Source organism: Dyadobacter diqingensis, from assembly GCF_024220585.1.
Lineage (GTDB): Bacteria > Bacteroidota > Bacteroidia > Cytophagales > Spirosomataceae > Dyadobacter > Dyadobacter diqingensis.
Genome location: NZ_JAMXKF010000001.1, coordinates 774009 through 794283 on the forward strand (window position 1 = coordinate 774009; position 20275 = coordinate 794283).

Annotated in this window: 10 protein-coding genes; 8 read left to right on the plus strand and 2 right to left on the minus strand. The window is 45.6% G+C overall.

Going from position 1 to position 20275, the window contains the following annotated elements:
• Positions 1-200 precede the first annotated feature (200 nt).
• From M1L62_RS03150 to M1L62_RS03160, 3 genes are all read left to right on the plus strand, one after another.
• Positions 201-3740: a SusC/RagA family TonB-linked outer membrane protein gene (locus M1L62_RS03150; RefSeq protein ID WP_254411549.1), complete on the plus strand. Its 3540-nt coding sequence runs from the start codon at positions 201-203 to the stop codon at positions 3738-3740.
• A gap of 39 nt (positions 3741-3779) precedes the next feature.
• Complete coding sequence (locus tag M1L62_RS03155; protein WP_254411550.1) at positions 3780-5444, plus strand: RagB/SusD family nutrient uptake outer membrane protein; 1665 nt, start codon at positions 3780-3782, stop codon at positions 5442-5444.
• Positions 5445-5554: 110 nt separating this feature from the next.
• Positions 5555-6529 (plus strand): sugar phosphate isomerase/epimerase family protein, encoded by a 975-nt coding sequence (locus M1L62_RS03160; RefSeq protein WP_254411551.1) that lies wholly within the window; start codon positions 5555-5557, stop codon positions 6527-6529.
• A 219-nt stretch (positions 6530-6748) separates the two neighbouring features.
• Here the strand turns inward: M1L62_RS03160 and M1L62_RS03165 are convergent, their stop codons facing one another.
• Positions 6749-7567, minus strand: a complete 819-nt coding sequence (locus tag M1L62_RS03165; protein WP_254411552.1) for a hypothetical protein — start codon at positions 7565-7567, stop codon at positions 6749-6751.
• A 104-nt stretch (positions 7568-7671) separates the two neighbouring features.
• Positions 7672-8841 (minus strand): LacI family DNA-binding transcriptional regulator, encoded by a 1170-nt coding sequence (locus tag M1L62_RS03170; RefSeq protein ID WP_254411553.1) that lies wholly within the window; start codon positions 8839-8841, stop codon positions 7672-7674.
• Positions 8842-9176: 335 nt separating this feature from the next.
• Here M1L62_RS03170 and M1L62_RS03175 point away from each other — a divergent pair, with 335 nt between their 5' ends.
• The 5 genes from M1L62_RS03175 (at position 9177) to M1L62_RS03195 (ending at position 20274) form a co-directional block, all read left to right on the plus strand.
• Positions 9177-12203, plus strand: coding sequence for a SusC/RagA family TonB-linked outer membrane protein (locus M1L62_RS03175; RefSeq protein ID WP_254411554.1), 3027 nt, complete (start codon positions 9177-9179; stop codon positions 12201-12203).
• A 15-nt stretch (positions 12204-12218) separates the two neighbouring features.
• Positions 12219-13715 carry a RagB/SusD family nutrient uptake outer membrane protein gene (locus M1L62_RS03180; protein WP_254411555.1) on the plus strand — a complete coding sequence of 499 codons (1497 nt, stop codon included), beginning with the start codon at positions 12219-12221 and terminating at the stop codon, positions 13713-13715.
• Between the two features lie 23 nt (positions 13716-13738).
• On the plus strand, positions 13739-14764 hold the full coding sequence (locus tag M1L62_RS03185; RefSeq protein WP_254411556.1) for a hypothetical protein: 1026 nt from the start codon (positions 13739-13741) through the stop codon (positions 14762-14764).
• Positions 14765-15749: 985 nt separating this feature from the next.
• Positions 15750-17549 carry an FAD-dependent oxidoreductase gene (locus M1L62_RS03190; protein WP_254411557.1) on the plus strand — a complete coding sequence of 600 codons (1800 nt, stop codon included), beginning with the start codon at positions 15750-15752 and terminating at the stop codon, positions 17547-17549.
• A gap of 151 nt (positions 17550-17700) precedes the next feature.
• Entirely contained in the window at positions 17701-20274 is a 2574-nt protein-coding gene (locus tag M1L62_RS03195) for a glycerophosphoryl diester phosphodiesterase (RefSeq protein WP_254411558.1), read from the plus strand.
• The last annotated feature ends 1 nt before the right edge of the window (position 20275 follow it).

Below are 20275 nucleotides of genomic sequence, written 5' to 3' on the forward strand. Positions count from 1 at the left end.
ACTATTTGAAAACAAACAAAAAAGGTGAACGATGTGGCAACATCATTCACCCTGATTAAAACTCCCCACCTATGTTGGCACTAAGATGAAGTCCCCCGAAAAAGGGACACGGGAATTATTTTGCTGATTTTTTTATAACCATCAAAACATTCAAAAGTATGAAAAAAACCTTACAATGGCCCCCAAGCATATTTAAAATTATGAGAATCAGCCTCATACAATTATTCATCATTATACAATTTTCCGGCTTGTCGTTTGCAATTGACAGCAATGCTCAGGAAGTGCTCAACCGCAGGTTGACGATTAACATTAAGGAGCAGAAAATTGGTGTGGCACTGGAACAACTTGGCAAGCTTTCAGGTGTGAACTTCATGTACAGCCCCGAGCTGATCCAGTCTCAGCGCAAGGTGAACCTGACCGCAAAAGAAGAAAAACTGGAAGTAATTCTGGATAACTTTCTGACGCCGTTAAAGGTAACTTATGAAGTTTCGGGCAAGCAGATCCTGTTGAAGAGAATTCCCGGAACGAAGCCTGCGCCCCAGGTAATTGAAGGCATGGGAACTTCCATCCAGACAATCAAATCCATACTTTTTCCGGTAAAAGGAAAAGTGATCGATGCGACCGGCGGATCAATTCCCGGTGCTACAATCGTATTGAAAGGCAGTTCAAGTGTTGGAACCACAACGGACGGCGAAGGAAACTTCTCGCTTGAACTACCGGAAGGCAGCACCACACTTGTTGTTTCATCGATTGGTTTTTTGACACAGGAAATCAGTATCGCCAACAAATCGGTGATCGAAATTACACTTCAGTCGGATGTTAAATCATTGAGTGAAGTCGTTGTGACGGGTTATTCTTCTCAGTCGAAAAGAGATATCACCGGTTCGGTATCCACGGTAGATACCAAGGAACTGACAAAAGTTTCTGCACCAAACGTGGCACAGCAATTACAAGGCCGCGTGGCAGGTGTTACCGTTACTGCCAACAACACACCCGGCGGTGAAGCAACAGTCCGTATCCGCGGATTTGGTACGATCAACAACAACGATCCTTTGTATGTTATCGATGGTGTACCAACCAAGGGTGGTTTGAACAGCATTAACCCGAACAATATCGAGTCGATGCAGGTTTTGAAAGATGCTTCCTCTGCCTCGATTTACGGATCTCGGGCGGCAAACGGGGTCATCATCATTACCACTAAAAAAGGAAAAACCGGTGCACCTCAATTTACTTTCAACAGCCGTTTCGGTGTACAAACTGGTAAAGTAGATTTGGGACTGATCATTGATCCGCAGCAGTTTGGCGATCTTCTCTGGACCCAACGCAGAAATGCCGGCGTACTTACCAACGGAAATCCTTCTCACCAGCAGTACGGCAACGGCGTTAATGCAGTTGTTCCTGATTACATTCTTGCTGGTTCAAGTTATGGTTTGTCAGAAGGGGATCCGAAAACAAATCCTTCCCTGTACAACTATAACCGTACCGGTTTTTATCAGATCGTAAAAGCAAACAAGCAAGGAACAGACTGGGAGAAAGAAATTCTTCGTGACGCCGCCATTCAGGAATATAATGTTGGTGCCTCAGGCGGAAGTGAAACCGGGAGGTATGCACTTTCTCTTAACTACTTCAAGCAGGACGGTATCCTGAAAAATACATCGTTTAACCGCTACTCCTTGCGCTCGAACACAGAATTCCTTTTGAAAAAGAAAATCCGTTTTGGTGAAAATCTTGAAGTCAGTTATACGGAAAATAAAGGTTATTACAGCAACAACGGAACGGCCAGTACAACCAATAACCAGGATGGTAACCCGATCGGAAACGGATTCCGCATCCCTTCGATCATTCCGGTTTATGATATCATGGGCAAATTCGCTGCGACGCGTGCTGCCGGTCTTGGACCTGCAACAAACCCCGTTGCGCAATTGTACCGTACAAAAGATAACCGCGTAAACACGTTCAGAACTTTCGGTAACGCCTACGTAGAGGTTGACGTCCTTAAAGATCTGATCGCGAAGTCGAGCATCGGTGTCGATTTTACCAATTCAAACAGAACAGCTTATGTTTTGCTCGATCTGGAAGAAGCAGAAATTGAATCCAATAACTCATTGACTAATGCCTATGCTTACGATGTAAACTGGACCTGGTCGAATACCCTGAATTATTCCAAAACCCTGGGTGGCATTCATAAACTGAACGTACTGGCAGGTACCGAAGCAATCAAAGGCTCGGGCAAGGATTTTTCGGCGACACGTACTTCCTTCTATTCCGAAGATCCTCAGTACATGTACCTGAGCGCAGGATCGGCCGGTATCAACAACACCGGTGCGGGTTATGAATGGTCGCTTTTCTCCATTTTCGGAAAAGTTAACTATGCATTGAAAGATCGCTATTTATTAGAAGCAACGGTAAGACGCGACGGTTCTTCGCGTTTTGGTCAGAACAACCGTTATGGTACATTCCCGGCATTCAGTGCGGGTTGGAGATTATCAGAAGAAACTTTCATGAAACCGCTAAGCTGGCTTGACGACCTGAAACTGAGAGCGGGCTGGGGACAGACGGGTAATCAGGAAATTGGGAACTACAACGGTTTCAGCACGTATCGCTCGACGCTTAACCAATCGTCTTATGCCATCGATGGTTCGAACAGCTCCGTTCAGCCCGGGTTTGATACGCAGGCTTTTGGAAATCAGGATGCGAAATGGGAAACTACAACGCAGACAAACGTTGGTTTGGATGCGACTTTCCTGAAAGGAATGTTTAACCTGAATCTTGATTTGTATAACCGTACCACTTCCGACATGTTGTATCAGGTGAGCTTGCCAGCAACCCAGGGTGTGGCGACAATTCCTTTTGTAAACGTTGGCGAAATGAATAACAAAGGGATTGATCTTGCTATTGATTTCAACAACAAGGCGTTGGACGGACAGCTTACCTACTCGATCGGTGCCAACATTTCGGCCTACAAAAATAATGTTGAAAAGTTGAACAACAGTGCTTCGGCCGTACTTCTCGGGCCAACAATCCGCAGCTACACATGGACCCGCTCAGTAGCAGGAATGCCGTTATATTCTTTCTACGGTTTGCAGATCGACGGAATTTATCAGAACCAGACGGAAGTTGACAAAGGGCCTACATACCCGGGTTATGCAGCCGTTGGGAAATACAAATATCACGACACCAATCAGGACGGTGTGATCACCGACGCCGACCGGAAATTCCTTGGAAACCCGCACCCGGATTTCACTTACGGTATCAACCTGAACCTGGGTTATAAAGGTTTCGATCTTTCGGCTTTCTTCCAGGGTGTTAAGGGCAACCAGATCCTGAACATGGTAAAACGCTGGACTGATTTCAATAACCAGGCTGGTAACAGAAGTCTTCGCATGCTGAACGACTCATGGACTCCTCAAAACCCGGACGCGGTTTTACCGATTCTGGACGCAAATGACAGCAGAAGCCAGCAACCGTCAAGTTACTTCATCGAGGACGGTTCTTATTTCAGAATGAAAAACCTGACGATCGGTTATACATTACCTGCAAAGGCATTGGCCAAATTAGGCCTATCCAGTGCACGTATTTATGTTCAGGGACAAAATCTGTTCACGATTACAAAATACTCAGGCATTGATCCGGAAGTTACCTCGGTCGGCTCGGCACCGGGTTCTACTGTATTGGGTGTTGATCAGGGGAATTACCCAAGATCCAAAATGTATCAGGTTGGTCTCAACTTTGGATTTTAACGAAAACAAACCGACACAGATTTTTAAAATCAGCAATATATGAAAAAGAAAATTTTAGTATTTACAGCATTGGTTTGCATGGGAATGATGAATTCCTGTAAAGATAAATTTCTGGAAACTACACCACTGGGCGTTGGAAATGAGGCAATGCTTTCAAACAAATCAGGTGTCAATTCAGTCCTGATCGGAGCATACAGCTTACTGGACGGAGTGGGATCTGGTGGTACATACTTTTCGGCCGTCAGTAACTGGATCTACGGAACGGTGGCATCCGACGACGGCTACAAAGGAAGCGACGTAGGTGACCTTGCCCAGATCACAACCATCGAAAAATACATCCAGCAGGCAGATATCGGCGGTTTCAATGATAAGTGGGTTGCGCTGTATGACGGTGTCTCGCGTTCCAACGACGTGCTCCGCCTGATTGCCAAAGCAACGGATATGACCGATGCGGAAAAATCACAAGCTACTGCCGAAGCCCGATTCCTGCGTGGCTGGTACCATTTTGAAGCAAAAAAGATGTGGAACATGGTGCCTTATGTTGATGAAAAAGTAACGGATTATCTCAACCTGCCAAACGACAAGGATATCTGGCCATTGATCGAAGCTGATTTCCAGTTTGCAGTTGACAACCTTTCTGCAACAAAGGCACAGGTGGGACGGGCTAGTAAATGGTCCGCTAAAGCGATGCTGGCCAAAACCCACATGTACCAAAGCGATTACACGGCAGCAAAACCTTTGTTGGTGGATCTGGTAACAAATGGTCCTTTTTCGCTTGTCGCCAATTATCACGACAATTTCAGAATTGCTACCGAAAACAACAGCGAGTCTGTTTTTGAAGTACAAATGTCCGTTGCCGACGGTGGAAGCGGTGAAAACGGAAGCTGGGGTGATAACCTCAACTTTCCATATGGTTCGGGCCCTGGCGGATGCTGCGGGTTTTACCAGCCTTCCCAAAATCTTGTCAACGCATTTAAAACGGATGCAAACGGGCTGCCTCTTCTGGATACCTTTAATGACACGGATGTGAAAAACGACGAAGGTCTTTCTTCCAGCGACCCGTTCACGCCTTACGATGGAACACTTGATCCAAGATTAGACTGGACTGTTGGCCGCCGTGGCCTCCCCTTCCTTAACTGGGGCATTCACCCGGGGAAAAACTGGATCCGCGACCAAAGCTTTGCCGGTCCTTATACTTTCAAGAAGTTTTTTGCAGCAAGCGGCGAAAATGCTGGTGCAGAATCTCCGCGTGCCAATGCCAATAACTATCGGGCCATCCGTTTTGCCGATATTTTGTTGATGCGTGCTGAAATTGCCGTGGAAGAAAATGACCTGGCAACGGCTCTTGCCATCGTGAATCAGATCAGAACTCGTGCTGCCACAGAATTGGTAAAAAAGGACGACGGAACCCCGGCGGCAAATTATCTGGTAAAACCTTACCCGGCTTTTGCAAGTCAGGAATATGCCCGAAAGGCCGTTCGTTTCGAGCGCCGTGTTGAACTGGCGATGGAAGGTCACCGTCACTTCGATCTGGTTCGCTGGGGAAATGCTGACGTAGTACTTAACGCTTATCTGGCAAAAGAAAGCAAGAAAAGATCCTACCTGACTGGCGCAGTATTTAAAAAAGGAAGCAGCGAATACTTCCCGATCCCGCAAGCGCAGATTGATATCATGGGGTCAAATGTTTTGAAACAAAACCCGTAAATATTACATCACCGGGCTCTAACCGGCCCGGTGATTTTTAATAATAATAACTATTCCTATCTTTAATTATATTTTTCAAGCAAGACTATTCCTAACCTTTTAATTTTTCAATGCAAGAATCATCAACTCCTTCAAACCAGGAAGTTTCTTCATCCAGAAGAAACTGGTTAAAAAATACTGCGCTGGCAGGGGCCGCGGCTTTGGCCGCTCCGGTTATCGATACGTCCGCAAAGCCGGCAGCACCTGCTCCCGCAGCCCGCCGAATCCCTTTGGCCGTGTCGACTTATTCGTACTGGCATTTCGAGGAAAAGAAATACCCGATTGAAAAAGTAATCGAAGATGCCGCTCGTTTGGGTTTCGATGGGGTAGAAATCCTGCACCGCCAAATGACGGATGAAAGCATTCCTTACATGAACAAGCTGAAACGGCTTGCTTTTGATAACGGACTTTCACTTCCAATGCTTTCGATCCACCAAAGTTTTGTTCAGCCCAAAGCAGAAGATCGCAAAAAAGATGTGGAACATACCATCCGCTGCATTAACCTTGCCGTACAAATGGGGATACCTGCCATCCGTATGAACACAGGAAGCTGGCGGACTGTTAAACGTGATGCCGCCTACTACAAAGACGGAAAAGAACCTGCAATTCAGGGTTACACGGATCAGGATGCGATCAAATGGTGCATTGACTCCTATGGCGAATGCCTGGTTGCCGCCGAAAAAGCAGGTGTCGTACTGGCTATCGAAAACCACTGGGGCTTGTCATCCAACATCGATTATTTACTGGAAATATATAAACCGCTTTCCTCATCCCCTGCCATGGGTATGAATGTCGATACCGGGAATTTTGTCGGAAATCCATATCCTCAGTTTGAAAGACTGGCTCCCTACGCAACCATTGTTCAGGCTAAAACATATTATGGCGGAGGTTTTTTCTATGATCTCGACCTCGATTATCATAAAGTAGCGGATATCCTTCGCAAAGCTAATTTCAAAGGGTATATCTCATTGGAAATGGAAGGAAAGGAAAATCCTGCAACCGCTGTCCCCAAAAGCCTGGAACTATTCCGGAAGGTTTTTAGCTGACAGACGATATTTAAGATTATATCATAATTTTCTTCTGTAGTTAATAAAGTGCGTTTTCTCTGAGAGCGTACTTTTTTAACGTTTAAGCTATTAATTTACAAATTCCTGCCATTGGATAATACAAAACCCGTATCAATATAGGTATTGACACGGGGCAATTTCCAAAAACGTCCACAGCTATTGCTGCAAAATCAATGATTCCGAAACTAACAGCAGAACCTAGAAACGATAGGCGAAATTAAATGCAACTTCACCAACAACGTTATCATCGTAATCATAGTTATCATAATAATCTCTGTCTGAAAAGTACTTCACCTTTCTCATCAGCACAGGTCCAATCCCGGCATTGATACCAATTTGCAAATGTTTTGTGACCTGAAGATTAAGATAATTATTAACCATCAGCGCCATACGGGTTTTCGCCTTTTTGAAGTTATCGTAGTAGTATTCCCTAGTATAACTATCAAAATTGCGCTGATATTCCCAAATATAAGTATGTCCGTACGAAAAGTTCGCCCCCATGGCATAACTCACTTTCTTTTGCCCGAAAGGGTATATCTTGATTCCCGGATTTAAATAGTATCCAAAATTTTTATTCAGATCCGCATTATCACTTTCATAATAGTCATCTCGGCCTGGAAAAATCATTGTAAACGGTAAAATCAAAGCAACAAGCTTTTTATCACCCAGCTGCCGCTCGTAACTTACTCCATAACCCATACCAAGATCCATAACCTTAAAAGGAGAAACGGTAATGATGTTTCTTTGCAGGTCAGCTGATGTACGATACTCTTTATCGGCACCCGTTACCACCACTTCTTCGCCGCTGCCAAAGCTGATCTTTTTAGTTTTCTTCTTCGCGATTAAAAATACTGCGCTGCCTGGTTCCGCATTGGTGGTGTATTTGATTTCCCGGGTACCCACTTCAACGACCTTTCCACGGAGCACATCGCCATTTCGTAAAACAATGGTATCCTGAGCAAATAATTTAAGAGATAGTAAAACAAAGAAAATAACGGAGGATAACTTACTTAACATTCAATCGGGGGTTTTAATTGGGTATAAAATCAGGGTTGACTACGTTGCCAACTGATAGTATACGTTACCCTTTCGTTAAAGTCACAGGACATTTTTTTGATTGCTCAAATTTGGCTTCTTCGCGATGATCCCCGCACCACCAGCTCCGTTTTCAGTACTTTTTGCTTTGGTAAATTCACTTCTTCCTCAGAGTCGATCAGTTGCAATATCCACTGCGCGGTGGTTTTACCAATTTCCCCGGTAGGCTGCCGGATGGTGGTTAATCCCGGTCCTATATACGCAGATTCAGGGTTATCACTAAATCCGACGACCCCCAGTTCGTCGGGAATTTTAATTCCTTTTTCCAGCGCCATCAGCATAATTTCAATCGCTGATGAATCATTGACGGCAAATATTGCATCAGGCCGGTTTTCAAGATCCAGCAGATACTTTCCGTAGATTCTTGCTTTCTGCTGAGAAAACATCCCCTGGATCACCATATTTTCCTCGATGCTTTTTCCATACTTTTCCATCGCCGCCCGATAACCCCGCAGACGCTCCCGGCTCACCAGCAAATTCAAAGGGCCGCCCAAATGCGCGATCCGTTCATAACCATTCAGGATCAAATGTTCGACGGCTGTAAAAGAGGCGTCAAAATCATTCACGACAACCTTTGGCGCTTCCACATGATCACAAACCCTGTTAAAAAGAACCAAAGGAATTCCCCTCTTCTCAAATACTTTCAGATGATCATAGTTATTCGTTTCCTGTGTCAGGGAGATCAACAGGCCGTCGATCCGGTTTGCAAGCATCGCCCGGGTATTAGAAACCTCCACTTGGTAAGACTCATTGGACTGCATGATCGTCAGGTTGTAACCCGCTTCCGTGAGTATTTCATGCGCGCCGATAATCACATTCGGAAAAAATGAATTTGTAAACTCGGGCACGATCATCCCGATGGTATTTGTGCGGCTTTTAACCAGGTTATACGCCAGCTGGTTGGGCTGATAGTCCATCTGCGCAGCCATTTCCAGAACAGCCTGTCGTGTTTCAGGACTGATATCCGCATGCCCGTGCAGCGCCCGCGAAACCGTGGAATTGGAAACGCCGATTGATTTGGCAATATCGATAATGGTAGTCTGATGCCGCCGGGTCTTTTTTCGGGGTGTGATCTGATCCGGGTCTGATAAGGTAAAAAAGTAATTACAATCCTTACAAACATACCGCTGTTTGTTCCGGACATAACCTGCTTTCATAATCGCACCAACTTCCGCACATTTTGGACAAGCAATCATTGTATTATTTCAACATCATTAAAATTATCCATAAAATCATTAAGCAAAGATATTCAAAAAATCATTTTTAAAATTTTCATATTAAAAATAATCATAACCATATATCGGTAACGTATCCGCAAACGTTACCGATACTTTTTGTGATAATCTCAGATATTTCAGCGTTTTTTCGCCCTTGACAATCGTTCTCTCCTTCCTATATTCAGGTAACAATTCAAGTTTAATCCAGTATCAGGCATTCTTTTCAGGATTTGAATATTTCAAATCACCCCTGATTTTAAACTAAAAAATTGAACTATTTCAATTTTAGAGCTACTTTAAAAACCCTTTTAACTATGCTAAAAAATTTATGTAAAATCGGTTTTCTCATGCTGCTGACCATTGCAGGAGCAAGCGAACGTCTTTATGCACAGGACCAGTCCGTAAAGGGAAAGGTACTTGATGAAACCGGACAGCCGGTACCGGGAGCCAGTATCACCGTAAAAGGTACACAGCAGGGAACACTGTCCAACGTCGACGGGACTTATTCCATTGCCGCTGCCGGGCAGGCTACTCTGGTTTTTTCATTTGTAGGTTATCTGAAAGAAGAAATTCCGGTTAACAACAGAACGACGATTGACCTCACTTTAAAAGTAGATCAAAAGGCGCTGGAAGAAGTGGTCGTGGTAGGTTACGGAACACAGCGAAAAGTGGAAACAACCGGTTCTATTGCCTCGGTTAAAGCATCCGACCTGGTTCAAACGCCGGTTGCCAACATTGCGCAAGGTTTGCAGGCACGTGTGGCAGGTGTTCAGATCAGCCAGAATTCCGGATCTCCCGGTGGTAATATCAGCGTCAGAATCCGCGGAACAAACTCGATCAACGGTTCGTCCGAGCCCCTGTATGTTATCGACGGTATTCAGATTTCCAATGGCGGCGGCATTACGGATGTCAGTCCGCTTTCTACCATCAACCCCAATGATATTGAGTCGGTTGAGGTTTTGAAAGATGCCTCTGCCTCTGCCATCTATGGTGCAAGAGCCGCCAATGGTGTCGTTTTGATTACCACCAAAAGAGGCAAAAACGGTGCTACACGTGTCACTTTTGACAGCTATTATGGTACACAAAAAGTAAATAAGACACTTGACGTTTTAAACGCTTCTCAATTCGCTCAGCTCGAAAATGAAGTTTTCAAAAACAATTATTATAAAGATCCCGCTTCGCTTGGAGAAGGCACCAACTGGCAGAAGCTGATTTTCCGGAAAGCACCGATCCAAAATCATCAGTTATCGGTCAATGGCGGTAACGAAAAAACGCAGCTTGCGATGTCGCTGAACTTTTTTGATCAGCAGGGAACAATCATCGGCTCTGATTTCAAACGTTATTCATACCGTCTGAATCTTGACCACAAACTTTCCAACCGGATCAAAATCGGTACCAGTATTCAGGGGAGTTATTCGATCAGCGATGGCATTCAGACCGGCGGTGAAAACGTAGGTGACGGCGGTGCTGTATTGGGGTCCGTACTCGGTGCTGCCATTGGCGCGCCTCCGACGCTGGTACCTTATCGTCCGGACGGGACGCTTTTTCCATTTGGAGAACAAGGTCCTCAGTATCGTGAGGTAACCAACCCACTCGGTTTTGCAGCCGTTTTAAATCAGAAAGCAATCAAAAGAACTTTGATTAACCTATACGGTGAGGCGACACTTTTCAAAGGACTGACCTACCGCGCTTCTTTCAATGCTGATCAGCGTGGGGATTTGTTTGACTATTACTCGCCAAGATCTATTGTTAACAAAACTGACCTGACCGACAATTCAGGTTCTGCCACAAAATCAAATTACAACTATCTGGCCCTGCTGCATGAAAGTATCCTGACATACAGCACCAATCTGGCTAAAAATCATACGCTCAAAGCGACGGCCGTTTTCGGAACCCAGGTTGAAATGGGGAACAGCAATACGATCAATGCTACGGGTTTCCCTAACGATGCAACACAAAACGAGGCCCTGCAACTTGGTCTGACCAGAACGGTGAACAGCAGCAGAAGCAGCCAGCGCCTGGATTCCTACATGGCACGGGTTAACTACGGTTTCAAAGACAAATTATTTCTGGATCTTACAGCCCGTATCGACGGATCAAGCAAATTTGGGGCAAACCACAAGTATGGTACTTTCCCAGCCATATCTGCCGCTTACCGCATTATCGAAGAATCGTTCATGAAAGACCTCCCCTGGATTTCAGACCTGAAACTTCGTGCCAGTTACGGGATCACCGGAAACGCAGGCGGTATTGATCCCTACAAGTCACTTGCCATCGTATCCGCAGCCGGTTATGACTACAACCTGAACCACGCATTCGTGAACGGTATTGCCCCTACGGGTATTGCCAATCCTGATTTAAGATGGGAAAGCTCGCGGCAAACCAACATTGGGGTAGATATCAGTCTCTTAAATAACCGGATCAGTATCATTGCCGATGTTTATCAGAAGAAAACAGATGATTTACTTTATGTAAAAACGTTACCATTCAGCTCGGGTTATGCCAACATCACGGGCAATTTTGCATCACTTCAAAACAAAGGACTTGAACTGGCTGTCAATGCGCGTGTTTCTGACGGCGCTTTCAAATGGGATGTTTCTGCCAATACGACCATCAACCGGAATAAAGTCCTGAATCTGGATGGCGGTGTAACCAATGAGCGTTTTGTTACCACCTACACCATTTTAAAAGTCGGAGAACCACTTGGTTTGTTTAAAACCTATGTTTTTGATGGTGTTAACCAAACCGGCGAAACAATTCTGCCGGGTTATGACGGACGTTTGGGTGGCCAGAAAGTGAAAGACGTAACCGGCGATGGACAAATTACTGCTGCGGATCAGGTTATCGTAGGAAATCCCAATCCAAAATTCATCTACGGTTTCTCGACCAATATGTCGTTCAAAGGATTTGATTTCGGCGCATTTTTCTCCGGTACGCAGGGGAATGACATTTACAACGCAAGCCGCCTTTCTTTCGAAAACCCATTGGGACAACGTAACATGCTTGCAGGCGTTGCAGACCGCTGGTCGCCAACCAACCCGAACAACCAGTATACCAGCGGATTCCAGGGAGGCCGTCTGCCGATCACAAATTATGTAGTGGAAGACGGATCTTACCTGCGCTGTAAAAATGTGACGCTGGGTTATACCCTGCCCCGCTTCAAGGGCATTCAGGCCATCCGGATTTATGTAAGCGCCAACAATCTTTTCACGATTACCAATTACAGCGGATTTGACCCGGAAGTGAACACTTACGCAGGTTCCAATACCGTCATGGGCGTAGACAACTTTGTTTATCCGCAGGCGAAATCATTTCTGGGAGGTATTCAGGTAACATTTTAAAACCGGCATTTACACATGAAAAACATATTTAATAAAACGACAGGACTATCGGTCATGCTTGGAGCTTCCCTTGTTCTTGGCTCCTGCGAACTCGACGAAAAAATTTATTCTTCTATTTACACAGAAGATTTTTACAAAACCGCTGCCGATGCCGAGAAAGGGCTGGTTTCTGTTTACAGCGGATTAAGCAGTCTGGGCAACGGTCCGGCCTTCACGTTGGTTGCTGATTTCAGTGATGACCAGAGTTATCCGCGCGGTGTGGTTGGACGTAACACGTTGACGCTTTTCACCTATGACGTGAATTACACAACCCAAAAAAGCAACAGCCGGGTGAATGAATCTCCTCAGCAAATCTGGACGGCGTGTTATAGCGGTATTGAAAAGGCAAACTGGGTTATTGCCAAAGTTCCTGAGGCCATAATGGACGAAACCCGCAAAAAGCAGATTATCGGGGAAGCATATTTCCTGCGTGCCTTCTATCACTTTTTGCTGGCCAAAAACTTTGGTGACGTGCCCGTGAAGATCAGTCCGAGTTACACAGAAGCCGAAGCAACAATTGCGAAAAGCCCCAAGGCGGATGTTTATAAACAGATTTACAGCGATTTGGATCAGGCCCTTGCCGCCGGTTTGCCTTCTTATCCCGCCGTTGACAAAGGTCGTCCTTCCAACGAAGCCGCCAGTGCACTTTATGCCAAAGCCGCTTTGTACAACGAAGACTGGGCAAAAGCATTGGAAAAAGCGAAAGTGGTGATCAATTCCAATAAATATTCACTGATGCCTGATGTGCAGGATGTTTATCGCAATGAAAAGGAAGATGCAGCGCGAATCGAAAACATCTGGGCTTATGAAGTTGACCCCATTTCTCCCGGCACAGGTCATCAGCTGACAGGCCTTTGCGGCCCTCCGGGCAGCGCTGGCCCGGCATTTGCAAGAACTTCGTTCGGGTCTATGTTCGCTTATCAGTCGTTTTTCAATTCCTTTGATCCGGCCGACAAACGCAGGACTTTGCTCGATACCAATTATGTAGACAAATCCGGTAAAATTGTTCCGCAAAGAAGCATTACGCCCATCACCACACAGGGTGTTTTGATCAAAAAATACATGGACCCAAGCTCTACAATCGGGTTAATTCCTAACATCCCGATTTTAAGATTGCCTGATGTCTACCTGATCGCAGCCGAGGCGGAAGCTCGTTTAAACGGAGCAACCGCAACTGCTTATGGTTTTGTTAACATCGTTCGGAAGCGAGCTGGTTTGGCTGACCTGACTGCCGGTTTAGCCAAAGACGCCTTTGTTGATGCCGTGATCCAGGAACGCGCCTGGGAATTCTTTGCCGAAGGTGATCGTTGGTATGACCTGACACGTACCGGAAAGTTTTTGACAGTGATTCCAAAGGCTGTCAATCCGGTGTATCCAACCAGAACGGTTCAGGCCAAAAACAAATATTTCCCGATCCCGCAGGATGAGATTAATGCCAATCCAAAGCTGGTTCAAAACCCCGACTGGAAATAATTACCAGGGAAAACATTCCAATCATGAACCGCTATTTTCTTCTTATGGTACTTATTCCGATTTTCTCTTTTACAGAAACAAAGAAGGGATATGCTGTTTTGCCAAGTGACAAAACAGCCGGGAAGGAGAATATCCGGGAATTTACGATTGTAGAAAATGATACCCTTAACTATACCTTAAAGCTAAAACTTGATGATTCCGGAAGACCGTTATATTTCTTCCGGAATATTTTCACACCGGTTTGTTACACAAATGAATGTAAGCCGGTCCACATCAATTTTTATTGGGACCTCCTCGGCAATTACGAGCGCTACGACCTGCCCGAAGGAAAAGTTTTGACAAAGATTGATCACGACGAATTTAAGCAGGAGGATTACGAAAAGTTGCAGGAAATCCTGGCCAAACAAAATTCCATTTTCGCTGATCTTGAAATGGAAGAGCTGATCGCCAAAGGCACTGACAATCTCTCTGATTCTGTGGACGCCAAAACCGGCGCAACATTGAAGACCATTAAAAATGAAGTGATCGATGGAGCAGTTTATACCTGTTTCACTTTATGGAAAATCGCGTATGGAAAGGCAGTCCCGGAAATGCTGAAAATTACTGAATCCTATAAAAATGATCGCATGCTACATTCCTTCCTGGCCGATAACAACTATCACTACCAATATTGGGCTATGGAAAAAGTGATCGGCAAAGATGGTAAAGTTAATAAACCTTATGAACAGGATATTGAACGAGTGATCACCGGGAAAAATCTGTTTACGGCCAGAACAGCTCTGCAAAAAATCGGTAATTACTTCTTCTCCAAACCACAAAAACAAAACTGGCTGTGGAAGGTGTACGAGTCGTCATCATACCCGATGCAGATCGCGATTCTGAAAAAACTATCGGCTATTCCTTTAAACCAAACCTTAACCGAAAAAATAGCAAATGGCATCGAACAGTCAAATGAGGAACAACGGAAACTGAAACTTAATATCCTGAAAAGACAAACCAGACTAACGGAAAAAAGCAGAGAAATCCTGGCAAAAAATACTGATGACTAAAGTCTGGCGGAAGAGAGACCCGGCCCCCCAAGGCTAAAGCCTTGGGTTAATACAGTACTCACCTGCTTGTGTATCAAGAAAGTGTAGTTAACCCAAAGTATTCGCATGGGAAACACTATTAACCCAAGGTTTTAACCTTGGGTGCAGGCGCAAGTCACTCCTCAACCAAGGCTTTAACCTTCCTTGCCAGTACAAGTAGCCAAAGGAAGAGGCCCCAGGCCTTCGCTTCAGGAAGCAATTACTAGCCGAAGGTTTTAACCTTGGGGGCAGGCGCAAGTGATTCCTCAACCAAAGGCTTTAGCCTTCCTAGCCAGTACAAGTAGCCAAAGGAAGAAGCCCCAGGCCTTCGCTTCGGGAAACAATTATTAATCCAAGGTTTTAACCTTGGGGGCAGGCGCAAGTGATTCCTCAACCAAAGGCTTTAGCCTTCCTAGCCAGTACAAGTAGCCAAAGGAAGAAGCCCCAGGCCTTCGCTTCGGGAAACAATTATTAATCCAAGGTTTTAACCTTGGGGGCAGGCGCAAGTGATTCCTCAACCCAAAGCTTTAGCCTTCCTAGCCAGTACAAATAGCCAAAGGAAGAAGCCCCAGGCCTTCTCTTCGGGAAACAATTATTAACCCAAGGTTTTAACCTTGGGGGCAAGCGCAAGTGATTCCTCAACCAAAGGCTTTAGCCTTCCTAGCCAGTACAAGTAGCCAAAGGAAGAAGCCCCAGGCCTTCGCTTCGGGAAAAAATTATTAACCCAAGGTTTTAACCTTGGGGGCAAGCGCAAGTGATTCCTCAACCAAAGGCTTTAGCCTTCCTAGCCAGTACAAGTAGCCAAAGGAAGAAGCCCCAGGCCTTCGCTTCGGGAAAAAATTATTAACCCAAGGTTTTAACCTTGGGGGCAAGCGATCCCCTCAATCCAGGGCTTTAGCCATGAGGACCAGTACAAAGTTGATTAACTTAACCCAACGCGTCAGTCGAGGGCTAAACCAAAACGCAAATGAAAAACTATTTAACTATAATCCTTTTTCTAGCCACCTTACAGTTATCAGCGCAAAACCATGTATTCGTTGAAACCGAGTCATTTGAAGACAAGGGTGGCTGGGTTATCGACCAGCAATCTTTTGTGGTTATGGGTTCCTCGTACCTCATGGCGCATGGCATGGGGCGACCGGTTAAAGACGCGACAACGACCGTAAAATTCCCAAAAAAGGGCAAATACCATGTTTGGGTCCGTACCAAAGACTGGGCTCCTTTCCCAAAGGGCCCCGGAAAATTTCAGGTTTCTATTGACGGAAACCCGATCAAACAGATTTTTGGAGAAAGTGGCTCAGACGAATGGAAATGGTATGACGCGGGCGAAACCGAAATCAAAAATGATCAGATCAAGTTATCGATTAAGGATTTAACCGGATTTAATGGCCGCTGCGATGCGATTCTTTTCACAGATGCGCCAAAATTCACCCCGCCAAACAAACTCGAAGAATTGACAGCATTTCGTAAAAAACTGTTAAATCTTACCGATACACCGACTTCCGCCGGGCATTTTGATATGGTCGTGGTGGGTGGCGGAATTGCCGGGACCTGCGCAGCCATTTCAGCTTCCAGAATGGGGCTGAAAGTTGCCCTTATTCAGGACCGTCCGGTTTTGGGAGGCAATAACAGCTCCGAAATCCGAGTCCATTTAATGGGTGATGTCGATAAAAACCATTATCCAAAATTAGGCCGGATCGTCAGAGAAATGGATAATGGTGACCCGGGAAATGGTAATCCGGATGCCAAAGAATATGGCGACGCCAGAAAGACTTCCATTGTAAAAGCCGAGAAAAATATCTCGCTTTTCCTGAACACGCATGTGTATAAAGTTGAAAAACAAAACGATATCATCACCGCCGTTGTGGGTCGGGATATTGCGACGAATAAAGAAACCCGGTTTGAAGGCTCCTTCTTTTCAGATTGCACGGGCGACGGAACAATCGGATACTTAGCCGGCGCCGAATTCCGTATGGGACGTGAAAGCAAAGCCGAAACGGGCGAATCGCTGGCGGCAGAAAAGGCGGATGATTTCACCCTGGGCACATCAAATCTTTGGGCCTCACTACCGCGTGACACTGTTTCCAGATTTCCGGAAACACCCTGGGCACTGCAATTTTCAGATGAATATCATATCGACAACAGCAAGGCGGATTGGGAATGGGAAACCGGTTTTGGCAATTTTAACACCATCACCGACGCCGAGAAAATCCGGGACCATAACCTGCGCGCCATCTACGGGAACTGGTCTTATCTTAAAAACCACAAGTCGCAGAAATATGCCAAACATGAGCTGGCCTGGGTGGCGTACATTGGCGGAAAAAGAGAATCGAGACGTATCATAGGTGATCACATTCTAAATCAGATGGATATTCAGGAAGGCAAGCAATATCCGGACGGGTCGGTAACGGCAACCTGGACTATTGATCTTCATTTTCCCGATGCTAAAAACAGTAAATATTTCGAAGGTCAGGAATTCTTTGCCGGTACAAAACACATCAAAGTGGCGCCGTATACCATTCCATATCGCTGCCTTTATTCCAAAAATATTCAGAACCTTTTTGTAGCAGGCAGGAATATCAGCACGACGCACGTCGCCTTCGGAAGCACACGCGTCATGCGGACCTGCGGAATGATGGGCGAAGTGGTCGGCTTTGCGGCTTATCTGACTGCGAAATACAAAACAACGCCAAGAGGTGTTTATCAGGATCATTTGCCCGAACTGATGGCGATCCTGAAAGGTGAAACAGTTGCACCCCAGCCATAACACGATATGGTAGAGATGGCCGTGAAAACTCTTTGTAGAGGATAAACCAGGAGTTACACGATAAACAATCTCCCGCAATACGGATCCCTGTTTACGGCGTAACCAAGGGCAAAAGGGTAAAATGAATCAGAAGCATTGTAATCAATTTGAAATGAAATATTATCTGAGCCTGTTCTCATATCTGTTTTTTGCAGCGATTACTTTCGGACAATCGCCGAAAACCATAACGCTTGGCAATAAAAACATACAGATCGTCTGGCAAAAATCTGCGGAAGGTTATCGTATCCAAAAGGTTGCCGTTAACAAAAACGGGAAGTGGGTTACTGACCTTGCACCTTCCGGCGAATACACCTTACTGTTCTCCGAAACAAAACCTTCGGCTGAATCGGCTGAGACTTTTGATAAGATAACCGGTGGCAAATTCCCGGAAGATGCCTACCACTATCAGCAGCTGCAATGGAAAGAAAGTACGACGGCTGTTTCTCTGAACACGGCCGGAAAAGCGTACCATTTTTTCCCTGCTCATGTCAAAGTGATTGATAGCAAACATATCCAGTTTAGCCAGGAAACGGAAGTTGCAACCGTTACAGCCGACTGGAAACTGGATGAGAAGTTTCACAACGACATTCAGGTAAAACAAACTATAACTCCTAAAACGAAAGGGTTTTTCTCACTGGCCTCTCCTACCCTGGCCACATTATCCCCGGATAAAATGTCCTGGGTTTCTGTGCCTGGTTATTTTCAGGGAAATTTCATGCAGAAAAATTTTGCACTGGCCTATGCATACGGCCATGGAATTCCGGATCGTCCTGTTATTTACCGCGAACGCTGCGCCAGCACTTTAAGTCCGCTGGTGAGTACAAAAAGCGGGATCACTTTATCGGTAATTCCAGAACCCGGATTGGCACGCGATCCCTGGGCAAAAGATAAGATCACGCAGACCGACTGGTTTATCGGATTATCACACATGAACCGCAAATCGCAGTTATCGCCGACACTTTATTATCCTGTTTTGGGAGAGGAAAGGTCTGAACGGGAAGCTGGTCAGGAAATCAGTTATGGCTTTCGTTTCAGTCTGGTTGCCGGCGATTGGTTCCAGGCACTGAATCATGCCATTTATGATATCTACAATTTCAAAGAAGGTTTGGCGCTGCGCCAGAGCAAGCAATCTCTGACGGATCGTATCGAAAAAATGCACCACTATCTCATCGACCCAAAAACTTCACTTTGGAATATCGAAGAATACAAAGGGAAACAAATCGGTGCACAGTCCTATCTGGGCGGCGTTGTTGGCTCGAATAAAGATGCCATGAAAAATTCAGATTATGGAGCGATGTGGATGCTTGCGCACGAGACCAAAGATCCTGAATTGACACAAAAAGTATTGCCGCCTGCTGAAAATTTTAAGCTCGTTCAGCAAATGACCGATGAGGGCTTTTTCAAGGGCGCCATCGAAGGACAGTATTATCTTGCCAAAAGCAAAAAGTTTGTGGAAGAATGGGGTTCCGTTGTAGAACCGATCGGGCTGACGTATTATGTGATGCTGGACATTGGTAACATGCTTCTTTTTGAGCCTGAAAATAATGAACTGAAAGAACGGCTGACACTGGGCGCAGAAAAACTGTTGAGCTGGCAAAAACCTGACGGAAGTTTCGCGGTTGCTTATGACCGGAAAACGGACGCAGAGCTTTTTAAAGATATCAAAGATGTTCGTCCTACATTCTACGGTTTGCTGGTTGCTTACCGGATTCTGAAAGACGAAAAATACCTGAAAGCAGCGCAGAAAGGTGCCGACTGGTTTATCAAAAACGCAGTAGAAACCGGCGCTTTTTTAGGGGTTTGCGGTGATGCACGTTACGCACCGGATTTTGCAACCGGTCAGTCGGCGCAGGCTTTGCTCGATCTTTTTGACATCACCAAAGACAAACGGTATCAGGCGGCGGCAATCACTTCTGCCAAAATCTATGTAGGCTCGATTTACACCCATCCTATTCCATCCAAAAAAATCAAGATTGTTAACGGCGTTGAAAGAGAAGACTGGGAAATAAGCCAGGCCGGCCTGAGCTTCGAACATGGCGGCATATTTGGTTCTGCAACACGTCACGGACCTATTCAGCTGGCCAGTCATGCAGGATTGTTTATCAGAATGTATGGCATCACAGGAGAACAGATTTTCGCCGATCTTGCACGGTCAGCCGCTATCGGACGCGATGCTTTTGTGGATCCAAAAACCAGTGTTGCATCGTACTACTGGCAGGCCATGAACAGAGGCGCAGGTCCTTATCCCCATCACGCATGGTGGCAGATCGGATGGATTACGGATTATTTACTTTCCGAAGCAGCATTGAGATCCGCTGAAAAAGTTAGTTTTCCACGAGGCTTTGTAACGCCCAAAGTTGGTCCGCATCAGAGCTACGGCTTTGCATCCGGTAACATTTATGGTACGAGAGCAAACCTGATGATCCGCGAAGGATTCGCACAGACCGGCAGTCCCTCTATTGATCCTTTATTGGCAAAAGCTGAATCCGGCGATACCTATTTCGTGATTCTGCTAAACAACGGCACGCAGGCCGTTGCCTTGAACTTATCCTTAAACAGCGAAAAGCTCAGAGCAGGGTCCAAAGTAAAAACAATCAAAAATCTCACATCCGGGCAGTTGTTAACCGACACCAAACTGCAAATACCAGGTTTCGGGATTCAGGTTTTGGAAGTAAATCTTCAATAAA